The organism is Variovorax sp. GW821-FHT10C12 (assembly GCF_059415405.1).
The window spans coordinates 517123-541224 of the sequence record NZ_JBWKNE010000002.1; the positions used below are offsets into that span (position 1 = coordinate 517123).

The 24102-nt window shown below is 69.7% G+C and carries 23 protein-coding genes; 16 read left to right on the forward strand and 7 right to left on the reverse strand.

Features of this window, described 5'->3' with window-relative positions; translation table 11 throughout:
- The first annotated feature begins 8 nt into the window (after positions 1 to 8).
- Both AC07OH_RS15655 and AC07OH_RS15660 read left to right on the forward strand, forming a co-directional pair.
- Positions 9 to 956, forward strand: coding sequence for a GlxA family transcriptional regulator (locus AC07OH_RS15655; protein ID WP_062477569.1), 948 nt, complete (start codon positions 9 to 11; stop codon positions 954 to 956).
- 104 nt (positions 957 to 1060) lie between these two features.
- The gene (locus AC07OH_RS15660) at positions 1061 to 1888 is read left to right on the forward strand and encodes an SDR family NAD(P)-dependent oxidoreductase (protein ID WP_495301292.1); all 828 of its coding nucleotides are present in this window, start codon (positions 1061 to 1063) and stop codon (positions 1886 to 1888) included.
- An 89-nt stretch (positions 1889 to 1977) separates the two neighbouring features.
- Here AC07OH_RS15660 and AC07OH_RS15665 read toward each other — a convergent pair whose 3' ends face one another.
- Positions 1978 to 2916 (reverse strand): hypothetical protein, encoded by a 939-nt coding sequence (locus AC07OH_RS15665; RefSeq protein WP_495301293.1) that lies wholly within the window; start codon positions 2914 to 2916, stop codon positions 1978 to 1980.
- On the opposite strand from AC07OH_RS15665, the gene AC07OH_RS15670 reads away from it, so the two are divergent.
- The 5 genes from AC07OH_RS15670 (at position 2915) to AC07OH_RS15690 (ending at position 8659) form a co-directional block, all read left to right on the forward strand.
- Complete coding sequence (locus AC07OH_RS15670) at positions 2915 to 4030, forward strand: BMP family ABC transporter substrate-binding protein (protein WP_495301294.1); 1116 nt, start codon at positions 2915 to 2917, stop codon at positions 4028 to 4030. The genes AC07OH_RS15665 and AC07OH_RS15670 overlap by 2 nt on opposite strands.
- Before the next feature lie 102 nt (positions 4031 to 4132).
- Positions 4133 to 5419 (forward strand): guanine deaminase, encoded by a 1287-nt coding sequence (gene guaD / locus AC07OH_RS15675; protein ID WP_492734426.1) that lies wholly within the window; start codon positions 4133 to 4135, stop codon positions 5417 to 5419.
- An 85-nt stretch (positions 5420 to 5504) separates the two neighbouring features.
- Entirely contained in the window at positions 5505 to 6071 is a 567-nt protein-coding gene (gene dcd / locus AC07OH_RS15680; RefSeq protein ID WP_062477547.1) for a dCTP deaminase, read from the forward strand.
- A gap of 112 nt (positions 6072 to 6183) precedes the next feature.
- Complete coding sequence (gene ypfJ, locus AC07OH_RS15685) at positions 6184 to 7059, forward strand: KPN_02809 family neutral zinc metallopeptidase (RefSeq protein ID WP_495301295.1); 876 nt, start codon at positions 6184 to 6186, stop codon at positions 7057 to 7059.
- A 130-nt stretch (positions 7060 to 7189) separates the two neighbouring features.
- Positions 7190 to 8659, forward strand: a complete 1470-nt coding sequence (locus AC07OH_RS15690) for a DEAD/DEAH box helicase (RefSeq protein WP_139701960.1) — start codon at positions 7190 to 7192, stop codon at positions 8657 to 8659.
- Between the two features lie 72 nt (positions 8660 to 8731).
- On the opposite strand, the gene AC07OH_RS15695 is transcribed toward AC07OH_RS15690, so the two are convergent.
- From AC07OH_RS15695 to AC07OH_RS15710, 4 genes are read right to left on the reverse strand one after another with little or no spacing between them, the layout of a single operon-like run.
- Positions 8732 to 10369: a rhodanese-related sulfurtransferase gene (locus AC07OH_RS15695; RefSeq protein WP_495301296.1), complete on the reverse strand. Its 1638-nt coding sequence runs from the start codon at positions 10367 to 10369 to the stop codon at positions 8732 to 8734.
- Positions 10366 to 10965: a cysteine dioxygenase family protein gene (locus AC07OH_RS15700; RefSeq protein WP_390345733.1), complete on the reverse strand. Its 600-nt coding sequence runs from the start codon at positions 10963 to 10965 to the stop codon at positions 10366 to 10368. The genes AC07OH_RS15695 and AC07OH_RS15700 overlap by 4 nt, the downstream gene beginning before the upstream one ends.
- Entirely contained in the window at positions 10962 to 11933 is a 972-nt protein-coding gene (locus AC07OH_RS15705; protein ID WP_495301297.1) for an ABC transporter substrate-binding protein, read from the reverse strand. Before AC07OH_RS15705 ends, AC07OH_RS15700 begins: the two co-directional genes overlap by 4 nt.
- Positions 11930 to 13162: an acyl-CoA dehydrogenase family protein gene (locus AC07OH_RS15710; protein WP_495301298.1), complete on the reverse strand. Its 1233-nt coding sequence runs from the start codon at positions 13160 to 13162 to the stop codon at positions 11930 to 11932. Before AC07OH_RS15710 ends, AC07OH_RS15705 begins: the two co-directional genes overlap by 4 nt.
- A 147-nt stretch (positions 13163 to 13309) precedes the next feature.
- Here AC07OH_RS15710 and AC07OH_RS15715 point away from each other — a divergent pair, with 147 nt between their 5' ends.
- The 8 genes from AC07OH_RS15715 to AC07OH_RS15750 are packed head-to-tail and all read left to right on the forward strand — an operon-like array spanning position 13310 to position 21303.
- Positions 13310 to 14308, forward strand: a complete 999-nt coding sequence (locus AC07OH_RS15715) for an ABC transporter substrate-binding protein (RefSeq protein ID WP_495301299.1) — start codon at positions 13310 to 13312, stop codon at positions 14306 to 14308.
- Between the two features lie 33 nt (positions 14309 to 14341).
- Entirely contained in the window at positions 14342 to 15451 is a 1110-nt protein-coding gene (locus AC07OH_RS15720; RefSeq protein WP_062482534.1) for an LLM class flavin-dependent oxidoreductase, read from the forward strand.
- Positions 15452 to 15454: 3 nt separating this feature from the next.
- On the forward strand, positions 15455 to 16279 hold the full coding sequence (locus AC07OH_RS15725) for a class II aldolase/adducin family protein (protein ID WP_495301300.1): 825 nt from the start codon (positions 15455 to 15457) through the stop codon (positions 16277 to 16279).
- Positions 16280 to 16311: 32 nt separating this feature from the next.
- Positions 16312 to 17313 (forward strand): ABC transporter substrate-binding protein, encoded by a 1002-nt coding sequence (locus AC07OH_RS15730; protein WP_062482528.1) that lies wholly within the window; start codon positions 16312 to 16314, stop codon positions 17311 to 17313.
- The gene (locus tag AC07OH_RS15735; protein ID WP_495301301.1) at positions 17310 to 18377 is read left to right on the forward strand and encodes an ABC transporter permease; all 1068 of its coding nucleotides are present in this window, start codon (positions 17310 to 17312) and stop codon (positions 18375 to 18377) included. The genes AC07OH_RS15730 and AC07OH_RS15735 overlap by 4 nt, the downstream gene beginning before the upstream one ends.
- The gene (locus tag AC07OH_RS15740; protein WP_495301302.1) at positions 18371 to 19159 is read left to right on the forward strand and encodes an ABC transporter ATP-binding protein; all 789 of its coding nucleotides are present in this window, start codon (positions 18371 to 18373) and stop codon (positions 19157 to 19159) included. The genes AC07OH_RS15735 and AC07OH_RS15740 overlap by 7 nt, the downstream gene beginning before the upstream one ends.
- Position 19160: 1 nt before the next feature.
- A complete protein-coding gene (locus tag AC07OH_RS15745) occupies positions 19161 to 20303 on the forward strand; it encodes a c-type cytochrome (protein ID WP_495301303.1) in 1143 nt (380 codons plus the stop codon).
- A 34-nt stretch (positions 20304 to 20337) separates the two neighbouring features.
- Entirely contained in the window at positions 20338 to 21303 is a 966-nt protein-coding gene (locus tag AC07OH_RS15750) for an ABC transporter substrate-binding protein (protein ID WP_495301304.1), read from the forward strand.
- Here the strand turns inward: AC07OH_RS15750 and AC07OH_RS15755 are convergent.
- Positions 21300 to 22337 carry an AraC family transcriptional regulator gene (locus AC07OH_RS15755; RefSeq protein WP_495301305.1) on the reverse strand — a complete coding sequence of 346 codons (1038 nt, stop codon included), beginning with the start codon at positions 22335 to 22337 and terminating at the stop codon, positions 21300 to 21302. The genes AC07OH_RS15750 and AC07OH_RS15755 overlap by 4 nt on opposite strands.
- Before the next feature lie 235 nt (positions 22338 to 22572).
- Here AC07OH_RS15755 and AC07OH_RS15760 point away from each other — a divergent pair, with 235 nt between their 5' ends.
- Positions 22573 to 23088, forward strand: a complete 516-nt coding sequence (locus AC07OH_RS15760) for a response regulator transcription factor (RefSeq protein WP_495301306.1) — start codon at positions 22573 to 22575, stop codon at positions 23086 to 23088.
- A gap of 2 nt (positions 23089 to 23090) precedes the next feature.
- On the opposite strand, the gene AC07OH_RS15765 is transcribed toward AC07OH_RS15760, so the two are convergent.
- The gene (locus AC07OH_RS15765) at positions 23091 to 24035 is read right to left on the reverse strand and encodes a LysR family transcriptional regulator (RefSeq protein WP_495301307.1); all 945 of its coding nucleotides are present in this window, start codon (positions 24033 to 24035) and stop codon (positions 23091 to 23093) included.
- Positions 24036 to 24102 lie beyond the last annotated feature (67 nt).

The following is a 24102-nucleotide window of genomic DNA, read 5'->3' on the forward strand; positions in this document are numbered from 1 at the left end:
ACATGGCCATGAAACGCATCGGCATGCTCGTCTTCCCCGGTTTCCAGATCCTCGACCTCGCTGCCATTGCCGCGTTCGAGCTCGCGAACCTCCATGCCGGCAAGCAGGTCTACCAGGTCGAGCTGCTGTCGGAAGAGGGCGGCCCCGTGACCAGCTCGTCGGGCGTGGTCACCGACAGCAAGCGCTTCGGCACGGGGAAGTTCGACACGCTGGTGATGAGCGGCGCGCTCTTCATCGCGCCCACGTCCGAGAAGATGTGCCGCTTCCTGCGCGCGGGGCTGCGCAACGCGCGCCGCGTGACCAGCATCTGCACCGGCGCCTTCGGGCTGGCGGATGCGGGCCTGCTCGACGGACGCCGGGCGACCACGCACTGGTCCTTTGCGGGCGAACTGCAGAAGCGCCACCCTGCCGTCAAGGTGCAGCCCGACCGCATCTTCATCAACGACGGGCCGGTGTGGACCTCGGCCGGCATGACGGCGGGCATCGACCTCGTGCTGGCCCTGGTGGAGGAAGACCTCGGCGTGGAGGCGGCACGGTTCGCGGCGAGGAAGCTGGTCGTGTACCACCGCCGCGCGGGTGGGCAGTCGCAGCATTCCGCGCTGCTCGAGCTGGCACCCAAGTCGGACCGCATCCAGAAGGCGCTGGTGCATGCGCGCGCCAACCTGCGCGAGACACTGTCGGTGGACGAACTGGCCGAGGTCGCGCACCTCAGCCCGCGCCAGTTCAGCCGCGCCTTCAAGGCCGAGACCGGGCAGTCGCCGGCGCATGCGGTCGAGAACCTGCGCGTGGAGGCGGCACGCGCGCTGATCGACGAAGGCAGCCTCGCGCTCGGCGTGGTCGCGCGCGAAACGGGCTTCGGCGACCCCGAGCGCATGCGCCGCGCCTTCCTGCGCACGCTGGGGCATCCGCCGCAGAGCGTGCGCCGCGTGGCCCGGCGGGAGGCTGCGACCGCTTGAGCAGCGCATGTCCTGAAAGGTGGTTTATATGACATTTACGCCATAGCCTTGCAGGAAGAAACTTCTCCCCACGGCCACGCATCCGTGGCGACGAAGGAAACTCCATGACTGCAACGCAAGCAAATCTGAACAAGGGCACGGCCCTCATCACCGGCGCGTCGTCGGGCATCGGCGCCGTGTATGCGGACCGCCTCGCGCGGCGCGGCTTCGACCTGATCCTGGTGGCGCGCAACCGCGAGCGCCTCGCCGCGCTGGCCGCGAAGCTCTCGGACGAAACCGGGCGCAAGGTCGAGGTTCTTCCGGCCGACCTGTCCGACCGGGAGGACATCGCCTCCGTGGAAGCCGTGCTGCGCACCCGCGGCGACATCACCCTGCTGGTGAACAACGCCGGCTTCGGTGCCGCCGCGCCGCTGCTCGGCTCGGACATCGACAAGATGGAGGACATGATTGAGCTCAACGTGAGCGCACTCACGCGGCTCACCTATGCGGCCGTGCCGGGTTTCGTCGAACGCGGCGGCGGCACGCTGGTGAACATCGCCTCCATCGTGGCGATCTCGCCCGAGACGCTCAACGGCGTGTACGGCGGCACCAAGGCCTTCGTGCTGGCGCTGAGCCAGTCGCTGCAGCACGAGCTGAAGGACAAGGGCGTGCGCGTGCAGGCGGTGCTGCCCGGTGCGACAGCCACCGAGTTCTGGGGCGTCGCGGGCGTGCCGATGGCGCACCTGCCCAAGGAGATCGTGATGACGGCGCAGGACATGGTCGACGCGGCCCTTGCGGGGCTCGACCAGGGCGAGCAGGTCACGATTCCGGCGCTGCCTGATCTGGCCGAGTGGGATGCGTTCGATGCGGCGCGGCGTGCGATGTCGGGGCGGTTGTCGAGCACGGCGCCGGCGGCGCGCTATGGCGTTGGCGCCACCGCGCTACCGGCATGACGCCTGCGTTCGGTGGGTGAGGCCGTCGGTCGTGCACGAAGAAGACGTGCCCGGGGAACTCCGCCAGCCTGGCTTCACTTCAGGGGCGGTCAGAGCGGCCGCACCTGCCATGCGGAGTCTGGTCCGAAAAGTGCCCGGCACTGGGGGCATTCCTCGGAGAAGTACGGAATCTCCGCATTGCACGAGGGGCACACGCCGAGGCGGGTCGCGGGGTCGAAGGTGTCCGGCGCCGGCATGTCGTCGGTGGGGAAGCCGGCGGAAGGAAACGAGAGCGGCGCGGCCGACGCAGGCGGCACGATCGGTGTCAGCAATCTTGCTTTCAGCGCGTCGCGTGTCTGCGCGTCCAGTCCTTCGCTGTCGGCATAGGCGTCCATGACCTTGCGTCGTTTCTCGAGCCATTCCGGCTGGTGCTGGCGCCAGACGGCGAAGGCCTCGGCCAGTGCCATGCGCAGCACGGTCGGCGGCATGCCGCGGTAGAACAGGTGCAGTTCGCCGAGATGCGTGACGAAGGAAATGAAGCTCTGCAGGGTCGGTTGCGTCGTGGCGGAGATGTGTTCCCGCCCCGCCAGGCCTTGCGTGGTCTCGCCCGTTGTCGCGACTTCGCGGTTCTCGATCGTGAGCTCGGCCAGCTCGAAGTAGGGCAAGGGGATCGGATCGCGGTTCTTGGCCTTCACCATCACGCATTTCGTGCCGAAGGCCAGGGTGACGGTCTCGTTGGTGAAGAGGTCGTAGCCCGCCGCGTTGGCGACGATGCATGGCTCGAGCACGGGCGTTCGGGGCAGCGGCGTGAAGTCGAAATGCATGCTGAGGGTCATGGCTGGCAGGGTGTGATGCGGAGGCACGGATCGTAGTGAGTGTGCGGCGTTCCTGGCCGCGGCATCCGATGCGTCTGTTCGGCAGGATGCGTTCGCGTTCTGCGGCGGCCATGGCTGGCGGGAGGCTGCGGCATTAAAATCCGAACCCCGCAGCAGGGCGTCCCGGCCTGCTGCGGGGTCTTGCTTTTCCGGGGCCATGTAGAGGAACACCATGTACAAAAACCTCGCGGGCCGCGCCGTTCTGGCGCTGGCAGCCGCTTGCTTTTTATCTCCCGCCCTGTCCCAGACCGCGCCGCCGAAGCCGCCTCCCGCCAAGGACGCGCTGAAGGTCGGCTTTGTCTACGTCACGCCGGTCACCGATGCCGGCTGGGTGCGCCAGCATGAAGAAGGCCGCAAGGCCGTCGAGGCCGCGCTGGGCCCCCGCGTGAACACTGTCTTCGTCGAGAACGTGCCCGAAGGGGCCGATGCCGAGCGCGTGATCCGTGACCTTGCACAGCAGGGCAGCCAGCTGATCTTCACGCCCAGCTTCGGCTACATGGAGCCGACGCTGAAGGTCGCGAAGGACTTCCCCGGCGTGAAGTTCGAGTCGATCACCGGCTACAAGACCGCGCCCAACGTCGCCACCGCCAACGCCCGCTACTACGAAGGCCGCTACCTCGCGGGCATCGCGGCCGGGCGCATGACGAAGACCAACATCGCCGGCTACGTCGCGGGCTTTCCGATTCCCGAGGTGCTGCAGGGCATCAACGCCTTCACGCTCGGCATGCGCTCGGCGAACCCGAAGGCCAAGGTGATCGTGGTGTGGCTCAACGAGTGGTTCGATCCGCCGAAGGAGCGCGACGCTGCGATGGCGCTGTTCAACCAGAACGCCGACGTGCTCGCCTTCCACACCGGCTCCACCGCCGTGATGGCCGCCGCGCAGGAGCGCGGCAAGATGGCCGTGGCCTACCACTCCGACATGCGCAAGATCGCGCCCGACGCGCAGATCGTCGCGGTCACGCACCAGTGGGGCGGCTACTACACGCAGCGCGCGAAGGCTGTGCTCGACGGCACCTGGAAGAGCGGCAACCTCTGGGGCGGCGTGAAGGAAGGAATGATCCGCGTCGGCGACTTCGGCACCAAGGTACCCAAGGCCGTGCAGGACGAGGTGCAGGCGCGGCAGAAGGACATCGCGGCAGGCAAGCTGCAGCCGTTCCGCGCGGTGGCGGCCGACGTGCGCGACAACGAAGGCCGCGTCGCGATCGCCAAGGGCGCGCAGCTGAGCGACGAGCAGATCCTGCAGATGAACTGGCTGGCCGAGGGCGTGCAGGGGCGGGTGACGCGCTGAGCGCGGCCCTTTGCCCCGTTTGAAGAGAGCGTTGCGCGTATAGCACTCATACGCGCAGGGCAATTCCCGCCGTCCGGGGCTGGATTACCCTCCGAATCCACGATGAAAAAAGCCTACCGCGCCTCCCTCCTGCGATTCGATGCCGCCGGCCTGCCTGTCTTCGACGAAGACGGCCTGCTGGTCGTCGCCCCCGACAGCACCGGCCGCCAGCGCGTGCTCGACGCCGGCAGCCATGCCGACGTGTCGCAGCGCCATGCCGGCGCCCACACCACCCACCTGCCGGGCCGCATCCTGGCGCCGGGCTTCGTGGACATGCACGTGCATTACCCGCAGACCGACATCATCGGCGCGCCCGCCGCCGGCCTGCTGCCCTGGCTCGAGAACTACACCTTCCCGGCGGAAGCCAAGTTCGCCGACCCCGCGCATTCGCGCGTGGTGGCCGACGTGTTCTTCGACGAGCTGCTGCGCAACGGCGTGACCACCTCGCTGACCTTCGCGACCTCGCACGTCGCCTCGGTCGACGCCTTCTTCGAGAGCGCGCAGCGCCGCCAGCTGCGCATGATCACCGGCAAGGTGCTGCAGGACCGCAACTCGCCCGACGGCGTGCGTGACGACACCGAGCAGAGCCTGGTCGACACCGAGGCGCTGATCCGCAAGTGGCACAACGTCGATCGCCTGGGCTACGCCATCACGCCGCGCTTCGCGCCCACCAGCACCGACGCGCAGATGCGCGGCGCCGGCGAGCTGGCTGCGAAGTACGGCGACACCTGGATCCAGTCGCACGTGGCCGAGAACCGCGACGAGGTGAAGTGGGCGCGCGAGCTGTACCCCAAGTCGCGCTCCTACCTGGATGTGTACGCCGACTTCGGCCTGCTGCGCGAACGCGCCGTGTACGCCCACTGCATCTACCTGGACGACACCGACCGTGCGCTCATGCACGAGACCAAGACGGCCGCCGCCGTGAGCCCCACGAGCAACCTGTTCCTGGGCAGCGGCTTCTTCGACTTCGGCGCGGCCGATCGCCTCGAGCAACCCTACGGCCTGGCCAGCGACGTGGGCGGCGGCACCAGCTTCAGCCCCTTCCACACCATGCTGGCCGCGTACTACGTCGGTCGCGAGGGCCAGACCAAGACCGGCCTGAGCATCGCGCCCTCGCGGCTGTGGTGGCACCACACCGGCGGCGCGGCGCGTTCGCTGGGGCTCGACGGCGTGGTCGGCAACCTGCAGCCGGGCTGCGAGGCCGACTTCCTGGTACTGAACCCGTCCGCCACGCCGCTGCTGGCGCGCAAGACCTCGCTGGCCAACAACCTCGAAGAGCTGCTGTTCGCGATGATCGTGCTGGGCGACGACCGGCTGGTCGAGCGCACGGTGATTTCGCAGGCGGGCTGAGCGGCGCCGGCGGGGGGAGGGCGCGCAGGGCGCCCATGCCACAATTCGGCCCCGATTTCCCCCGCAGCAGCATCAGCGAGCGCATATGAGCATCAAGAGCGACAAATGGATCCGGCGCATGGCCGAGAACGAAGGAATGATCGATCCCTTCGAACCGGGCCAGGTGCGCGAGAACGACGGCCACAAGATCATCAGCTATGGCACCTCGAGCTACGGCTACGACATCCGGTGCGCGCCTGAGTTCAAGGTCTTCACCAACATCCACAGCACGGTGGTCGACCCGAAGAACTTCGACGAGAAGAGCTTCGTCGACATGCACGGCGACTACTGCATCATTCCGCCGAACAGCTTCGCGCTGGCGCGCACCGTGGAGTACTTCCGCATCCCGCGCAACGTGCTGACCATCTGCCTGGGCAAGAGCACCTACGCGCGCTGCGGCATCATCGTCAACGTGACCCCGTTCGAGCCCGAATGGGAAGGCTACGTGACGCTGGAGTTCAGCAACACCACGCCGCTGCCCGCCAAGATCTACGCGGGCGAAGGCTGCGCGCAGGTGCTGTTCTTCGAGAGCGACGAGGTCTGCGAGACCAGCTACAAGGACCGCGGCGGCAAGTACCAGGGCCAGCGCGGCGTCACGCTGCCCAAGACCTGACAGCCTGATACAGGCATCCTGACCGCCGGTTACGTTCCGGGCGGCCGGGCCAAGTACCATCCTGCGACGTTCCGGCAAATACACCGTTCAGCAAGCCGGCAAGGAGACTGCGATGAGATGGGAAGGCAACGAACAATCCGACAACGTCGAAGACCGCCGTGACGGCGGTGGTGGAGGAGGCCTTTTTGGTGGCCGCAGCATCGGCATCGGCACCATCGCGGTCGCGCTCATCGCAGGCTGGGTCTTCGGCATCAATCCGCTCACCGTGCTGGGCCTGCTCAGCGGTGGCGGTGATCCGGTCCAGGTGCAGCAACAGCAGGGGCCGGCACCCAAGCCGCCGTCGAACGACCGCGAAGCGGCCTTCGTTTCCACCGTGCTGAAGAACACCGAGGTGGTCTGGACCGATCTGTTCCGCAAGAGCGGTGGCAACTACCAGGCGCCCCGGCTCGTGCTGTTCCGCGGCGCCACGCCCACGGCCTGCGGCACGGGTCAATCGGCCATGGGGCCGTTCTACTGCCCGGGCGACAAGAAGGTCTACATCGACCTCGCGTTCTACGACACCCTCAAGAACCAGCTCGGCGCACCCGGCGAGTTTGCGCAGGCGTACGTCATCGCGCACGAGGTGGGCCACCACGTGCAGGACGAACTGGGCATCACCGCCAAGGTCGACGGCATGCGCGGGCGCCTGAGCCAGTCGCAGAACAACGCCATCAGCGTGCGCGTCGAGCTGCAGGCCGACTGCTTCGCGGGCGTGTGGGCGCACCACTCGCAGGAATCGAAGAAGTGGCTCGACCCGGGCGACATCGAGGCCGCCATGAACGCCGCGCAGAAGATCGGCGACGACGCTTTGCAGCGTTCTGCAGGCCGTGCGGTGGTGCCCGACAGCTTCACCCACGGCTCCAGTGCACAGCGCCAACGCTGGTTCGGCACGGGCTATCAGACGGGTGAAATGAAGTCCTGCGACACTTTCAACACGCGCAATCTGTAAAGATTGTCTCCCGAGAGCCCCGGATTCATTGGGGCTTTTGCTATTAAATAAATAGCAATTCGGCCTGCGCGGATGTTGTCGTTTCGTTGTCACTGCCGTTTTTTGCGGCAGTGCGACAATAGAAGGCTCAATGACAATGTCCTTCTCCAATCTTTCGCTGGCAGAACCGCTGGCCCGCGCCGTGGCCGAAATGGGCTACGAGACCATGACGCCCATCCAGGCAGAGGCCATTCCGGTCGTGCTTTCAGGCCAGGACGTGATGGGCGCCGCGCAGACCGGCACCGGCAAGACGGCGGCGTTTTCGCTGCCCTTGCTGCAGCGCATGCTCAAGCACGAAAACGCCTCCACCTCGCCCGCGCGGCATCCGGTGCGTGCGCTGGTGCTGCTGCCCACGCGCGAGCTGGCCGACCAGGTCGCGCAGCAGGTCAAGCTGTACGCCAAGTACACCAACCTGCGCAGCACGGTCGTGTTCGGCGGCATCGACATGAAGCCGCAGACGCTGGAGCTGAAGAAGGGCGTCGAAGTGCTCGTGGCCACGCCAGGCCGCCTGCTCGACCACATCGAAGCCAAGAACGCGGTGCTCAACCAGGTCGAATACGTCGTGCTCGACGAGGCCGACCGCATGCTCGACATCGGCTTCCTGCCCGATCTGCAGCGCATCCTGAGCTACCTGCCCAAGCAGCGCACCACGCTGCTGTTCTCGGCCACCTTCTCGCCCGAGATCAAGCGCCTGGCCAGCAGCTACCTGCAGAACCCGGTCACCATCGAAGTGGCACGGCCGAACGAAACGGCCTCCACCGTCGAACAGCACTTCTACAGCGTCTCTGACGACGACAAGCGCCGTGCGCTCAAGCAGATCGTCAAGCAGCGCGGCATTACGCAGGCCTTCGTGTTCGTCAACAGCAAGCTCGGCTGCGCGCGCCTCGCACGCTCGCTGGAGCGCGACGGTCTGCGTACCACCGCACTGCACGGCGACAAGAGCCAGGACGAACGCCTGAAGGCGCTCGCCTCGTTCAAGGCCGGCGAAGTCGACCTGCTGGTGTGCACCGACGTCGCGGCCCGCGGCCTGGACATCAAGGACGTGCCCGCCGTCTTCAACTTCGACATCCCGTTCAACGCCGAAGACTACGTGCACCGCATCGGCCGCACGGGCCGTGCCGGTGCCTCGGGCCTGGCCGTGAGCTTCGCCAGCGGCGGCAACGATGCGCGCCTGGTGGCCGACATCGAGAAGCTGATCAAGAAGAAGATCGAGCTCGAACCTGTCGAGTTCGAAGAAGACCGCCCGCGTGGCCGCATCAACGACGGACGCCGCCACTGGCGTGAAGAAGGCGAAGCCGGCGACGCACGTGACGTGCTCGACCAGCCGCGCGAACGCCGCGAAGCCGACACCCGCCGCAGCATGAGCGGTGGCGGTCGCCCGCACCGCGCACCGTCCGCGCCGCGCGATCCGTTCTTCGACAAGCCCTACGAGTCCGGCGAGCGCGAAGCCGCACCGGCCTGGGAAGCGTCGGCCAAGGCCGCACCCGCCCGCGGCATCTCGAGCAACATCAAGAGCAAGCGCAAGGTCGCGGCACTGTTCAAGGCGGCCGAGCCGGGTTGAGCCGGGGTCGCGCGACAGTGAAAGCAAAAAAGCCGGGCATGCCCGGCTTTTTTTCGTCTGCGCTCTTCGCGCTCAGGCCACGCGGAAGTGATGCGTGCCGTCGCGCCCCAGCTGTTCCACCAGCCCGAACTCCCAGTCCAGGTAGGCCTGCATGGCTTCTGCGGGCGCGTCGGTGCCTTCGTAGGGCCGGCGGTAGCGGTCGGTGCGGGCGGTGGCCAGGCGGGTCTCGCCGGTCTCGGCCGGCAGCCCGGCGGCGAACCAGGCGGTGTTGCCACCCGTGAGCACCTGCACCTCCACGTCGCGCTGGCCGCGCGCGTCGAGCAGGGCGCGCAGGTCGGCTGCGGCGTAGCGCGCGAGCAGGCTGCTGCCGCAGGTCAGCACGTAGCGCGGGGCGGAGGGAAGGGCCTGGCGGTCGATCGCCTGCGCCAGCTGCGCGCGGATCGCGTACCAGGCGCCGGGGATGTGGCGCTTCACGTAGTTGGCGCTCGTGGTCACGTCGATCACGGCGGTGGCGGGCTGCTGCTTCAGCAACTCGGCCAAGGCTTGCGGCGTGATCTCGGCGACCGTGGCCGCGACGGGCGGGTAGGCCGACGCCGGCGTGCCGGTTTCGCTGAGCGCGGCGGCCGGTGGCACCGCGTCGAGCACGTACACCTCCCAGCCCATCTGCGCGAGCCATGAGGCGCTCATCGATGCGCGCACGCCGTCGTCGTCGGCCAGCACGATGCGTGCGCCGCGCACCGGCACCTGGTGGTCGGTTTCCTGCACCAGCTGCCCGCCGGGCGCGCTCGCGAAGCCGGGCAGGTGGCCGGCGGTGTACTCCTCGGGCGTGCGCACGTCGAAGCGGTACACGGTGCGGCCCGGGGCTTCGAGCGTGCCGAGCGCGTCGAGGGCGATGCGGCGCACGCCCGCGGCGTCGGCCACGCGGCGCGCGTCGGCCTGCGCCTGCGTGCGGTTCGCGTCCGACACCGTGACCGGTGCTTGCCGATCGGCGCCGTGGTCGAGCACCTGGCCTGCGAGCTTCCAGCCGATGGTGCCGTTGCGCAGCGCCGCCACCGGGTTCGGGATGCCCGCGTTCACGAGCGACTGCGTGCCGATGATGCTGCGCGTGCGGCCCGCGCAGTTCACGATCACGCGCGTGGCCGGGTCGGGCGCGAGCTCGCGCACGCGCAGCACCAGCTCCGCGCCCGGCACGCTGGTGGCCGAGGGGATGCTCATGGTCTGGTATTCGTCGAAGCGGCGCGCGTCGAGCACGACCACGTCGGCGCGGCTGTCGATGAGCGCCTTCACCTCGGGCGCCGACAGCGACGGCGTGTGCCGCTCGTGCTCGACCAGTTCGCCGAAGGACTTGCTCGGCACGTTCACGTCGCGGAACAGCTCGCCGCCCGCCGCGCGCCAGCCTTCGAGCCCGCCGTCGAGCAGGTGCACGTTGGTGTAACCCAGCGCGGCGAAGGTGCGTGCCGCCAGCGGCGCGAGATCGACACCGTCGTGCGCGCCGTACAGCACGATGAAGGTGTCGCGCCGCGGAATGCGTCGCCACGCTTCGATCTCGATGCGCGACAGCGGCAGGTTGGCGGCCCACAGCGGGTGCTCCTGGGCGAACGGGTCTTCTTCGCGCAGGTCGAGCAGCGCAGTCTCCTCGCGCGCGATCAGCCGTTCGCGCAGCGCGGCGAAGGGCAGCAGGGGAAAGGGGGCGGTCGTTGTCGTCGTCATGCGGCAGTGTTTCGGAGTTCGGCGGAGCGGTCCCACAGGTTGGGCAGCAGCGTGTTGGAGTAGCCGGAGACGAAGGGCTTGCGCCCGCCTTCGGCCGGATAGGTGTGGCGGCGCACGGCGCCGATGTTGGCGCCGTACACGTGGATGCTGATCGACACGCGGTCGGCGTGCGCGTTGTGCACGCGGTGCAGGTCGCCCACGGTGGGCGACACGGCCTCGACATGGCCCGCATCGAGCCGCACCGGCTCGCCCCGGGGCCGCGCGGTGCCGTCGGCGTCGAGTGCGTAAGGCTGGCTGTACTCGGCGCCGCGCAGCATGCCGATGAGGCCCCACACCGTGTGGTCGTGGATCGGCGTGGCCTGGCCAGGTCCCCAGACGAAGCTCACGACCGAGAAGCGCTCGGTGCTGTCGGCGTGCAGCAGGAACTGCTGGTAGTAGGTCGGGTCGGCCACGGCGAAGGCGTCGGGCAGCCAGTCGTCGCGCGCCACCAGCGTGCGCAGCAGCGCGCCGCCTTCGGACAGGATGCGCGGCTCGTCGGGCCGGCTGTCGAGCAGCCGGCCGAAGGCGCCGACGAAATCGCGCAGCGGAGCAATCATGCGGGGCGTTTCCAGAGTTGGGTGTCGGTGATCGCGCGCACATCCACGCGTGTGGGAAGGATACCGTCACGCGCCGAGCGGTCGGCCACAGTTTGTAGCGCGACGATGTCGGCCTCGCTCACGGGCCGCCCCGCCACCGAGGCGCGCGCCGTGATGAGCCGCGCCGACGCGATCGGCAACCGCGTGAGCTGGCTGTAGGCCTGCGCATAGGCCTCGGGGTTGGCCAGCGCCCAGTCGCCCGCGCGGGCAAGCCGCTCGAGGAACTGCACGATGGCCGCGCGCTTGGCCGCATCGGCCAGCGAATGCTCGCTCGCGGTGATGAAGCCCAGCGCCGTGTTGATGCCGCGCCCGTCGCGCAGGATGCGCCCGCCCTGCTGCAGCGCGATGGCGTAGTAGGGGTCGAAGATGGCCCAGGCGTCGATCTGCTTCGACGCGAACGCGGCGGCCGCGTCGGTGGGCAGCACGAACTTCACCGTGACCTCGTCGCGCCGCACGCCGGCCTCTTCGAGCGCGCCGTAGAGCTGGTACTGCGAGATGCTGCCGCGCGCCGACGAGACGACCACCGTCTGACCGCGCAGGTCGGCCACGCGGCGCAGCGGCGAGTCGGGCTGCACCACGATGCCCAGCGACTCGGCCTTGCCCACGCGCGTGGCGACGATCTTCAGCGGCGTCTTGCCGACGGCCGCCGCGAGCACCGGCAGGTCGCCGGCCATCGCGGTGTCGACCGCAGCGCTGCGCTGCGCCTCGAACAGCGGCGCGGCGCCCTGGAAGTTGGCCCAGCGGTAGGCAAAGGGCGCGTCGTCGAGGGCCTTGGAGGCCTCGAACAGCGAGCGCAGGCCGCCGGCCTGGTCGCCGAGCACCAGCGTGGCCTGGGGTTGCGCTATGGCGCGCAGCGGGCCGGCCACGGCCAGCGACAGCGCGGCGCCTTGCGCGAGCCAGGTGCGGCGGGAAATTGGCAGCGCGCTCATGCCGCACCTCCGAAGGCCTGCAACGCACGCTGGCCCGCCGCGACCAGGATTGCGTCGTTCTGCGGCGTGTGGATGCGGCTGCACAGCACGTCGCGGTAGTGGCGTTCGAGCGGGTTCTGGCGCGTGAGGCCGTGGTTGCCGCTCAACTGCAACGCCAGTTCGACCACGCGGATGGCGTGCGTGGTCACGGTGTGCTTGAGCAGGCCGCTGTCGGTTGCGTGTTGGGTGTGGCCGCTGTCGACCGCGGCGGCTGCGTCGTCGAGCAGCACGCGGTTGGTGCGCAGCAGCGCCTCGATCTCGCCCACCTGCTCCTGCACGCGCGGCAGGCTGGCCAGCGGCGCGCCGAGGCTGCCGGGCGCGCGCCGGTTCAAAAAGTCGACCAGCCAGTCGCGCGCAGCACGCGCCACGGCGTCGTAGAGGCTGCCCAGCAGCACGACCATCCAGGCCTGCTGCGCCGCTTGGGCGTCGATGTCGGTCTGGCTGCCGGCGCCGGGCGCCCAGTCGGCGGGCGCGCGCAGGTCGACGGCGTGGTCGGCGGCAATGGCGACGTCCTCGAACACCACCTCGTGGCTGCCCGAGGCACGCAGGCCCAGGTGGTCCCAGCTCGCGATCACGCGGATGCCGGGCGCGTCGCGCGGCACCAGGAACACGCCGGTGCGCGGCGCGGCCTCGTCGGTGCGCGCCCAGACCGCCAGCCACGACAGGCCCTCGATGCCGGTCGTGTAGAGCTTGTGGCCGTCGATGCGCCAGCCCTCGGGCGTGCGCCGCGCCACGGTGCCGGGCAGGCCGCCGCGCGCCGGCGAGCCCAGCGCGGGCTCCACGCGCAGCGCGTTGATGAGCGCGCCGTGCACCACCGCATCGCGTGCCACGCGCTCGCGCAGGTGCGCGGGCCAGCGGCTCTCGCGGCGCGCGAGCGTCTGGTGCTGCAGGTAGGTCATGGTGAGGATCAGCGCGGTGGCGGGCTCGCCGCGCGCCACCGCCGCGATCACGCGGCGTGCCGTGGCCAGCGTGGCGCCACCACCGCCGTATGCGGCGGGCGCGACGAGGCCGATCAGCCCGTGCGCCTGCAGCGCCTCGAAGTTCTGGCGCGGAAAGGCGCCGCTGCGGTCGTGGTCGGCCGCCGTGGACGCGAACTGGTCCGACAGGCGGGCCAGCACGGCGGGGTCGATGGAGGGCGGGGTGTCTGTGTCGGGAACGGCCGGCGCGCGGCGCAAGGGGAGTGCACTCATGGTGCCCGCACGGTAAAGGCCCGCTGCCAGCGCGCGAAGGATGCATCGCGCATATCCAAATTCGTTTTTCTGCGTTCGTTTTCGAGGCCCGCCTCGGTACGGTCTCGCTTCTCCTCGAGCGTGAGTGAAGAAGAAAGAACACAAGCCATGACACCCGATTTCCCGCTGGACCGACGCCGCCTGCTGCAGGCCGCCACCGCATGGGGCGTGGCGGCTTCGGGCGTGGCGCAGGCCGCCACACCGTCGCGTGACCTGTCGGGCGTGACGCTGCGCGTGGGCACCTACAAGGGCCTGTGGCGCCCGCTGCTCACGGCCTCGGGCCAGGCCGACACGCCCTACAAGATCGACTGGCGCGAGCTCAACAACGGTGTGCTGCACATCGAGGCCATCAACGGCGACGCGCTCGACCTGGGCTCGGGCAGCGAGATTCCGCCGGTGTTCGCGGCGCGGCAGAAGTCGAGCGTGCGGCTCGTGGCCGTGACGCACGAAGACCTCAACAACCAGGCCACGCTGGCGCGCAAGGACTCGGCCATCCGCAGCATTGCCGACCTCAAGGGCAAGCGCGTGGGCTACGTGCGCGCCACCACCTCGCACTACTACCTGGCCAAGCAACTGGCCGAGGCGGGCCTGTCGTTCGCCGACATCCAGCCCGTGAGCCTCACGCCCGCCGACGGCCTCTCGGCCTTTGCGCGCGGCGACCTCGATGCGTGGGCCATCTATGGCTACAACGGCCAGCTCGCGCGCACCCAGTACGGCGCGCGCACGCTCAAGACCGGCGTGGGCTACCTGTCGGGCAACTTTCCCATCTACGCCAACCCGCGCGCGCTCGACGACACGCTGCGGCGCGCGGCGCTGGGCGACCTGCTGCAGCGCCTGCAGCGCGCGTTCGCCTGGATCAACGGCAACTTCCTGGCCTACGCCCGCGCGCAGTCGGCCGAGACGCGCGTGCCCGTGGGCGACCTGGTCGAGCTGTTCAACGGCCGCAGCGGCGACTACAGCCTGGGCCCCGTCACCGACGCGGTGGTGCGCAGCCACCAGGACGTGGCCGACACCTTCCAGAAGATCGGCGTGCTCGACGGCCCGGCCGACGTAAAGCCGCTGTGGGACCGCCGCTTCGAGAACCTCTTGCGGCTTCCTGCCGCCTGACCCCTTCATTCCATCCGCATCCACGAGGACACCATGAGCCAGAACGACGTTGAATTCATCGGCATGATCCAGGGCCAGAAGGTCTCGGAGATCCACGCCGCCAAGGGCCCGGCCATCGACCGCGACTACGTGCGTGCCTTCGCGCAGGCGCACGAGAACGCCGGCTTCGACCGCGTGCTGGTGCCGCACCATTCCACCAGCCCCGACGCCACGCTCACCGTGGCCTACGCGGCCTCGGTGACCGAGCGCATCCACTTCATGCTCGCGCACCGCCCGGGCTTCGTGGCGCCCACGCTCGCGGCGCGCCAGTTCGCCTCGCTCGACCAGTTCAGCGGCGGGCGGCTCGGCGTGCACTACATCTCGGGCGGCTCCGACGAAGAGCAGAAGCGCGACGGCGACTGGCTCGACCACGACCAGCGCTACGCCCGCACCGACGAGTACCTCGAGGTGCTGCACAAGGTGTGGACGGCCGAGAAGCCCTTCGACCACGAAGGCGCGCACTACCGTTTCCAGAACGCGTTCTCCGAAGTGAAGCCGGTGCAGACCCGCCACGGCAAGCCGCACGTGCCCGTGTACTTCGGCGGTGCGTCGGAGGCGGCGATTCCGGTCGCGGGCAAGTACGCCGACGTGTACGCGCTGTGGGGCGAATCGCTCGACCAGGCGCGCGAACTCACGACCCGCGTGCGCGCCGAAGCCGCGAAGCACGGGCGCAGCGTGCGCTTCTCGGTGTCGTTCCGCCCGATCCTGGCGGACACCGAAGAGGCCGCATGGGCGCGCGCCGAGAACATCCTGGCGGAGACGAAACGCCTGCGCGTGGTGCAGGGCTACAACCGCGGCGGCCCGCAGCAGAGCGAAGGCGCCAAGCGCCTGCTGGCCGCGGCCGAGAAGGGCTCGCGCCTGGACAAGCGCCTGTGGACCGCGGTCGCGCAGGAGATCGGCGGGCGCTCCAACAGCACCGCGCTGGTCGGCACGCCCGAGCAGGTGGCCGATGCGCTGCTCGATTACTACGACCTGGGCGTGACGACCTTCCTGATCCGCGGCTTCGATCCGCTCGAAGACGCGACCGACTACGGCCGCGCGCTGATTCCGCGCACGCGCGAACTCGTCGCGCAGCGCCTGCAGTCGCAGCGCAAGGCAGCCTGAGCCATGAGTGCCGTTTTTTCCATCGACCGGAACACAGCCCAGCCGCTGAAGCTGCACGCGAACCCGCAGCAGAAGCACTGGTTCGACCCCATCCCGCCGCGCCCCACCGTGCAGGCCGAACGCCGCCACCGGCAGGAGCGCCTGGCGGGCGCCTTCCGCCTGTTCGCGCGCTTCGGTTTCGCGCAGGGCCTGGCCGGTCACATCACGGCGCGCGACCCCGAGCTGACCGACCACTTCTGGGTCAACCCGCTGGGCGTGCACTTCTCGCGCATCAAGGTGTCCGACCTGCTGCTCGTCAATTCGAAGGGCGAGACGGTCGTCGGCGACCGGCCGCTCAACAAGGCCGCCTTCGCGATCCACGCCGCGATCCACGAGCACAACCCGAACATCGTGGCCGCCGCCCACACGCACTCGACCTACGGCAAGGCCTGGTCCACGCTGGGCCGCAAGCTCGACACGCTCACGCAGGACGCCTGCGTGTTCCACGACGACGTGGCGCTGTTCGACGACTTCACCGGCATGGTGGTCGACACCAGCGAGGGCGATCGCATCGCCCGCGCGCTGGGCGACAGGAAGGGCGCGATCCTCAAGAACCACGGCATCCTGACGGCCGGGCCCACCGTGGAGGCCGCCGCGTGGTGGTACATCGCGCTGGACAACGCCTGCCACACGCAGCTGCTGGCCGAGGCTGCGGGCACGCCGCAGCCGATCGACGAGGCCACCGCGCGCCACACGCACGGCCAGATCGGCGGGCCCGAAGGCGCCATCCATTCCTTCGACAGCCTGTACGAAGGCCTGCTCGAAGCCGAACCCGAACTCCTGCTTTGACGATGACGACGAACCCCCGGAGCCTTTCCCCGATGAACGCATCCCTTTCCCGCCGCAGCGTGCTGCGCACCGGCGCCGCGGCCGCCGTGGTCGCCTCGGGCGGCCTCATCGCCTCGCAGGCCTTCTCGCAGCAGGCGCGCAAGCTCACCTTCGCCTGGAACGCCGCTGCGTTCTGCCTCTCGCCCGTGGTGGTGGCGCAGGAGCGCGGCTACTTCGAGCGCAACGGCCTGCAGGTGGACCTCATCAACTACACGGGCTCGACCGACCAACTGCTGGAGTCGCTCGCCACCGCCAAGGCCGACGCGGCCGTGGGCATGATCCACCGCTGGCTCAAGCCGCTCGAGTCGGGCTTCGACGTGAAGATCGTCGGCAGCTCGCACGGCGGCTGCGTGCGCCTGGTGGGCGCCAAGGACGCGGGCGCCACCAGCCTGGCCAGCCTCAAGGGCAAGATCATCGGCGTGTCGGACATCGCGAGCCCGGGCAAGAACTTCTTCTCGATCCTGCTCGCCAAGAACGGCATCGACGCCGACCGCGACGTGACCTGGCGCCAGTACCCGGCCGACCTGCTCGACATCGCGGTGAAGAAGGGCGAGATCCACGCCATCGCCGACGGCGACCCGAACGTGTACCTCATCGAGAAGCGCAACCAGGGCACCTTCGTCGAACTCGCGAGCAACCTCTCGGGCGAGTACAAGGACAAGGTCTGCTGCATCGTCGGCGCGCGCGGCGAGCTGGTGCGCAAGGACAAGGCCACCGTCGCCTCGCTGGTGCGCGCCATCGCGCAGGCCTCCGACTACGTGGCCGAGAACCCGAACGAGTCGGCCAAGCTCTTCGCCAAGTACTCGCCCAAGGTGCCGGTCGAAGACCTGCGCGCGCTGCTGGGCACGCTCACGCACAACCACCACCCGCTGGGCCGCAAGCTGCGCGACGAGGTGGAGTTCTACGCGCGCGACTTCCGCGGCGTCGGCGTGCTCAAGAAGACCACCGACCCGGTGCGCTTCGCGGAGCACGTGTCCTTCGATCCGCTGGCATGAGCGCCGTCATCGACCGGGTGCTCGAGGCACCGCCATCGGCGCCGGGCAGTTGGCGCCGCCCTGGCATCGAAAAGGCCGCGCCGGCCGCCGTGTTCGCGCGCCCCGCCGAAGGCTTCTGGCGCACCGGCGCGCTTGCGAGCGCGGGCTGGGTCGCGCTGGGCCTGCTCACCGTCTACTGGCCCAACAAGGCCGTGGGCTTCAGCGACTGGGCGTACACCGACGAGTTCGGCATTGCCGCCATCGCCATCGGTGCGGTGCTGCTGCTCGTGGCGCTGCTCGGTGCGCGCGCGGGTCGCGCGGCGCGCACGCTGCAACCGGCCGGGCCGTGGCTGGTGGCGCTGCCGGTGCTGTTCGCCCTTTGGGAAATCGCGACCGCGAAGCTCGCGCTGCTGCCCACGCCGTTCTTCGCGCCGCCGCAGAGCCTCATCGAAACCTACATCGACGACTGGCGCCGCCTCGGCGAAAGCCTGGCGCATTCGGCGCGGCTGCTTGCCCACGGCTTCGTGCTGGGTGCGCTGGCGGGCTTTCTCACGGGCGTGACCATCGGCTGGTCGCGCATCGCGGGCTACTGGGTGCATCCGGTGCTGCGCTTCGTGGGGCCGGTGCCGGCCTCGGCGCTGCTGCCGCTGGCGTTCTTCTTCTTTCCGTCGAGCTACGCGGCGGCCGTGTTCCTCATCGCGCTGGCCACGGGCTTTCCGGTGGCGGTGCTGACGTGGTCGGGGGTGGCGGGCGTCAACCGCAACTACTACGACGTGGCGCGCACCATGGGCGCGAGCGAGCGCTTTTTGGTGCTGCGCGTGGCGATTCCCGCCGCGCTGCCGCAGGTGTTCGTGGGCCTGTTCATGGGGCTGGGCGCCGCCTTCTCGGTGCTGGTGACGGCCGAGATGATGGGCGTGAAGGCCGGGTTGGGCTTCTACCTGTCGTGGGCGCAGGGCTGGGCCTCGTACTCGAACATGTATGCCGCGCTGATCGTCATGGCGCTGCTGTGCTCGGGCCTGATCACGCTGCTGTTCAAGGTGCGCGACCGCGTGCTGTCGTGGCAGAAGGGGACCGTGAAATGGTAGCCACCGCAGAAGCCAACGTGCGCCAGGCCGGCGCCCAGATCGACATCCAGGGCGTGAGCCACTGGTTCGACGTGCCGGCCGGGCCGCTGCAGGTGCTCGACGACATCGACCTCACGGTGAAGCCCGGCGAGTTCGTCGCGCTGCTCGGGCCGAGCGGCTGCGGCAAGTCGACGCTGCTGCGTCTCGTGGCCGGGCTGGAGCCCGCCACGGCCGGGCGCATCGCGCAGGACGGCGCACCCATCACGCGGCCCGACCCGTCGCGCATCGTCGTCTTCCAGGACCCGACGCTCTACCCCTGGCGCAGCGTGTGGGACAACGTGGCGCTCGGCCTGCAGGCGCGCGGCGTGCTCAAGGCGCAGCGCGGGCGTGTCGACGAAGCGCTGAAGCTCGTCGGCCTCACCGACTTCGCCAAAGCCTTTCCGCACCAGCTCTCGGGCGGCATGGCGCAGCGCGTGGCGCTGGCGCGTGCGCTGGTCAACGACCCGCAACTGCTGGTGCTCGACGAGCCGCTGGGCAAGCTCGACTCGCTCACGCGCATTGCGATGCAGAGCGAGCTGGTCAACCTGTGGCAGCGCGCGGGCTTCTCGGCGCTGCTGGTGACGCACGACGTGGAAGAGGCGCTGTTCCTCGCCAACCGCGTGATCGTGCTGAGCGACCGGCCGGCGCGCATCGCGGCGGAGCTCGTGGTCGATTTGCCGTATCCGCGGCATCGGGGCCATGCGCGGCTGGCAGAACTTCGTCACGAGGCACTGCGCCACTTGGGGCTCGACGCCACCTGGTGACATGAACAGCAAGCCCGAGGCCGATTGGCTCAACCTGCTGATCGGCCTGCTCCAGGGCGCTCAACTGCAGCTGCTGCGCGTGCTCGATGCGCTCGGTCTCGTGCGCCATGTGCACGGCCAGCCGGCGTGGCCGTGGGCGCACCGGCTGTCGGGCGAGAACCTGCTGATCGACCTGGGGCAGGCGCGCAGCCTCGCGTGGACGCTGGTGTGCGTCGGCGTGGCGGTGCTGCTGCTGTCGGTCGCGTTGCTCTGGCGGCGCCCGCGCTGGTACCTGCTCGCGCTGGTGCCGATGCTGCTGATCGCCGCGCCCTGGCCCCACGCGAACGTCGTGCTCGTGCCTGCGACGCCGGCGAGCTTCCACGCGTCGCCGACCGGCTTCACGGCCACATCGATCGCGCAAGGCCGCGTGCTCTACGCGCAGCACTGCGTGAGCTGCCACGGCACCGACGGCAAGGGCGAAGGGCCGCTGGCCGCCTCGCTGGCCGTGTGGCCGCCGAACCTCACGGGCCCGCTGCTGTGGCGCCGCGCCGATGGCGACCTGCTCTGGCGCGTGCTTCACGGCACCGCCACCATGCCCGGCTTCGGCGGCCCGCTCGACGGGGCCGATGCCTGGGCGCTCATCGACTACATGAAGGCGCAAGGCGCGGGTCAGAGCCTGCGCGCGCAGGGCCACTGGCCACAGCCCGTCGGCCTGCCCGACATGGCGGTGCGCTGCGGCGCGCAGGCGCCCCGGTCGCTCGCGCAGTGGCGCGGGCAGCGCGTGCGCGTCGTGGCGGGCGCCGTCGCGCCCAGCGAAGACCCGCGCCTGGTGACGGTGCAGCTGCTGCCGCCCGGGGCGAAGGCGGCGGGCATCACCGCCGATTGCGTGGCCGACTCACCGGCCGCTTGGGAGGCGCTGGCGCTCATCGCCGGCACCGACCAGCTTGCGGGCATGCAGCTCATCGCCGACCGCGACGGCTGGCTGCGCGTGCGCGGACTGCCGGGACAGGCCGGCTGGTCCGACGACGACCTGCTGTGCCGCAGCGACAGCCCGCCGACAGCCTTGGCGAAAGGCACCGTGCTGCCGCCCGATGGTCTGGGCGCGCTCATCGCCCGCATGGACGCCGAGCCGGTGCGCTTCGTCAAGGGCGGCTTCATCCACTGATTTCCTTTTCACTGCTTCCACGGAGAACGAACCCATGACCTCACACCTCGACCGATCGCGCCGCCAGCTGCTTGCCGGCGGCCTTGCTGCGGCCACGACCGCCACCTTGCCCGCCTTCGTGCGTGCACAAGGTCGCCCGGTGCTCAAGGCCGGCGACCAGAAGGGCGGGCTGCGCGCGTTGCTCGAAGCGGCGGGCGGGCTCGAAGGCCTGAGCTACGACATCCAGTGGTCGGAGTTCCCGGCCGCCGCGCCGCTGGCCGAAGCGCTCAACGCGGGCGCGGTCGATTCGGGCCCCATCGGCGATGCGCCGCTGATCTTCGCGCTCGCGGCCGGCACGCGCGTCAAGGCCATCGGCGCGAACCGCTCGGACGCCTACGGCACGGCGGTGCTGGTGCGGCCCGATTCGCCGCTGAAGACTGCTGCCGAGCTCAAGGGCAAGAGCATCGCCACCAACCGCGGCTCCATCGGCCACTACGTCACGCTCAAGGCGATCACGGCCGCAGGTCTGAAGCCCGAGGACGTGAACCTGCGCTTCCTCGCGCCGGCCGATGCCAAGCTCGCGCTCACGCAGGGCTCGGTCGATGCCTGGGCGACGTGGGAGCCCTACACCGCGCTCGCCGAAATCAGCCGCCATGCGCGCGTGCTGGTCAGCGGACGCGGCCTGCTGCCGGGGCTGAGCTACCTCGCCGCGACCGACGCCGCCATTGCTGCCAAGCGGCCGGTGCTGCAGGACTTTCTGCAGCGCGTGGTGAAGGCGCAGCGCTGGTCGTACCGCAATGTCGATGCGTTCTCGGCCACGCTCGCACGCATCATCGGCATTCCGCCCGAGGCGGCGAAGCTGCAGTTCGAACGACGCCAGCAGCAGTGGATTGCCATCGATGCGCAGGTCATCGCCGACCAACAGGGCACGGCCGATTTCTACCGGCAGGTGGGGCTCATCAAGCAGCCGCTCGACGTGAAGGGCACGTTCGACACGGGCTTCTTCAACGCAGCTGCTTAGGGACGTCGTTCGAGCGCCTGCACGCGGAAGTCCTGCGGCGCAATGCCGTAGGCGCGACGAAAGGCGCGGCTGAAATCCGAGGCGCTGCGAAAGCCCGCGCTATACGCGATGTCGGTCACCATCACATGCGGGTAGCGCGCCAGGTCGCTCGCCGCCTGGCGCAGTCGCAGGCTGCGGATGTAGCTGCCCAGCCCGCCTTCGTGCTGGAACATGCGGTACAGCGTGGGGCGCGGCAGCTGCAGTGCGGCCAGCACGCTCTCGGGCGTGAGGTCGGCGCGGTGCAGGTGGGTCTGCACATGGCGGCGCACCCGGTCGAACATGGCGGCGCGTGCCGCCGCGCGCGCGTTGCCGTCGAAGCCGGCCTGCTTGCCGAAGGCCGACACCACGAGCTGCGCGCCCGTGCGCACCGCGCTCTGGGCGGCCGCCGGCGTCATGCCGCCGATGTCGCGCGCCAGCGAGATCGCGTGCCCCGCCGCCAGCCGTGCCAGCGGCGTGGTGCAGGTGAGCATGCGACCGTGGATGGCCTCGGGGTCGGGGAAGCTTTCCTGCACCAGCGTGCCGGGCACGAAGAAAGTGTGGACCCGGCAGTCGTGGCGCCGCATGCGCACCGGCTGGTTCATGTCCAGCGCGAGGATCGTGGGCGTGCCGGTGGGGGCGGGTGGCGGTTCGCCTTTGCGGCGTGCACCCGGTGTGGCGCGCACCCGCAGGTCGTCCACACCACCTTCCTCGAACACATGGAACACGAAGTCGCGCACGCTGTCGGTCGACACGCGGGCCAGCGAGCGCTCCAGCACCAGCGTGTCGGAGCGGCATTCGGTGAAGACGAGGCCGCCCACGTCGTAGCGGTCGATCGCGGCGTTGAAGGGGCGCTCGAGCGCGTCGCGCGAGGGCAGCGCGTCCATCACATGGCCGACGCGTGCGCGCCAGGCCAGGAACTGCCGGTCGGGCGGCTCCGCGCGCACGTCGAAGTGGCTGTGCGCCACGCCCGGGGGAGAGAGGGGGCGTTCGGGGGCCGCGGCGGCGCTGGATGTCATGGGCGAGGTCGGAACAGCGCCAGGGCGTGTGGCGGGCTGTTCCGCCAAATAGTACTAACTAAGCGTTAAAAAATCACAGATTTCGCGGAATTCTCCCAAGAACTGAGACGGATGGTCAAGGCTGTTTACAAAGCGCCCTCAGGCTCGCAGCAGGCGTCCTGCATGGCAATTTCATTGCAAAGGGACACCGGGTTTACTTTTTCCCCCAGCGTTGATTGACCGAGCGAGCATTGACATGTCCAAAGGAAGCGCCGAGCTGCGTGCCATTTCGGAACTGGACGACGCACCGCCCTTGAGCCCCGCCGTGGCCGCGAATGCCGCGGCGCGGCTCTTTGCCCAGGCCAACCAGCTGGAGCTGGCCAACCTGATGGCGGCGGTCGAGCGCGGCGACGTGTGGGCCGCTGCGCGCACGGCGCGGCAGATCCTGTGCGACATCGAGGAGGCGGCCCTGGCGGCGCACGGGCTCGACCGGGCGCAGGAAGACGCCGGCGACGAGGGCCTGCTCTCGCCGCGTGAACTCAAGGTGCTCGAACTCGTGGCCCAGGGCTGGAGCAACCGGCGCGTGGCCGAGGCGCTGCACCGCTCCGACAGCACGGTCGCCAGCCAGATCAAGAGCATCTACCGCAAGCTGTCGGTCCATTCGCGCACGCAGGCCGTGCACGAGGCCACGCGGCGCGGGCTGCTGCGCCCCTCGGGCGCGACGCAGCGCCGGGTGATCAGGTTCCCGGGGGCCGGGCCCGCGCGCGGCTGAGTTCAGGCGGCCTTGCGTGTGCGCGGCGTGGGCGTGCGGCCGGCCGCCGGCAGCTGCTCGCGCAGACAGTCCAGGAAGGTGCGCACCACCTCCGGCAGCGTGCGATCGGCCAGCGTCTGCAACTCGACCGAACGCCCGCGCATGCCGGGCTCGCGGATCTCGGCCGCGACCAGCTCGCCGCGCTGCACGCGGTCGCGCACCGTGATCTCTCCCGTGATGCCCAGGCCGCCGCCCTGCAGCACGAAATTGGCGATGGCCTCGAAGCGGTTGCTCACCAGCACGGGTTCGAATACGAGGCCGCGGTTGCTGCAGGCCACGTCGAACAGCTGGCGCACCGTGTTCTCGGGGCTGCTGAGTGCGATGGGAAAGGGATGCATCTGCGCCAGCGTCACGCTGCGCGAGGCGGCCAGCACATGGTCGGGCCGCATGACCACGAACACCGACGCCGGCTGGCGGTGCTCGACCCGGATGCCGCGCACCGCCGCGCGGCTGTAGGTGAGGCCGATGTCCGCCTCGCCGAGCAGCACGGCATCGCTCACCTGCGTCGGGCCGGTGGCATCGAGCCGGAAGCGCACACCCGGGTACTGCGCGCGAAACGCCGCGATGGTGCGCGGCAGGAACTCGTTGGCGAAGCCCGAGGAGCAGGCGATGCGCACGCGTCCGCTCAGCGGCCCCTGCAGCGCCTGGATGTCCGACAGCACGCGCTCGGCCTCCAGCGCGCCGCGCAGGGCGTGCGCCGCCAGCAGTTCGCCCGCGGCGCTGGGCACCATGCCGCGCGGCCGGCGCTCGAACAGCGGCGCGCCCACCAGCGTTTCGAGCGCGGCCACCTGGCGGCTGACGGCCGAGATGCTGACGTTCAGCCGCGCGGCGGCCTCGGTGAGCGAGCCGGTGCGGGCCACTTCGAGGAAGTAGCGCAGCGAGGTTTCCTGCAGGCGACGGCTGGGCATGGGAATGAGGGAGTAGGAGGTTTGCAAGAAATGCAAAGGTAGCTCAAGAAAATAGCAATTGTTGAAA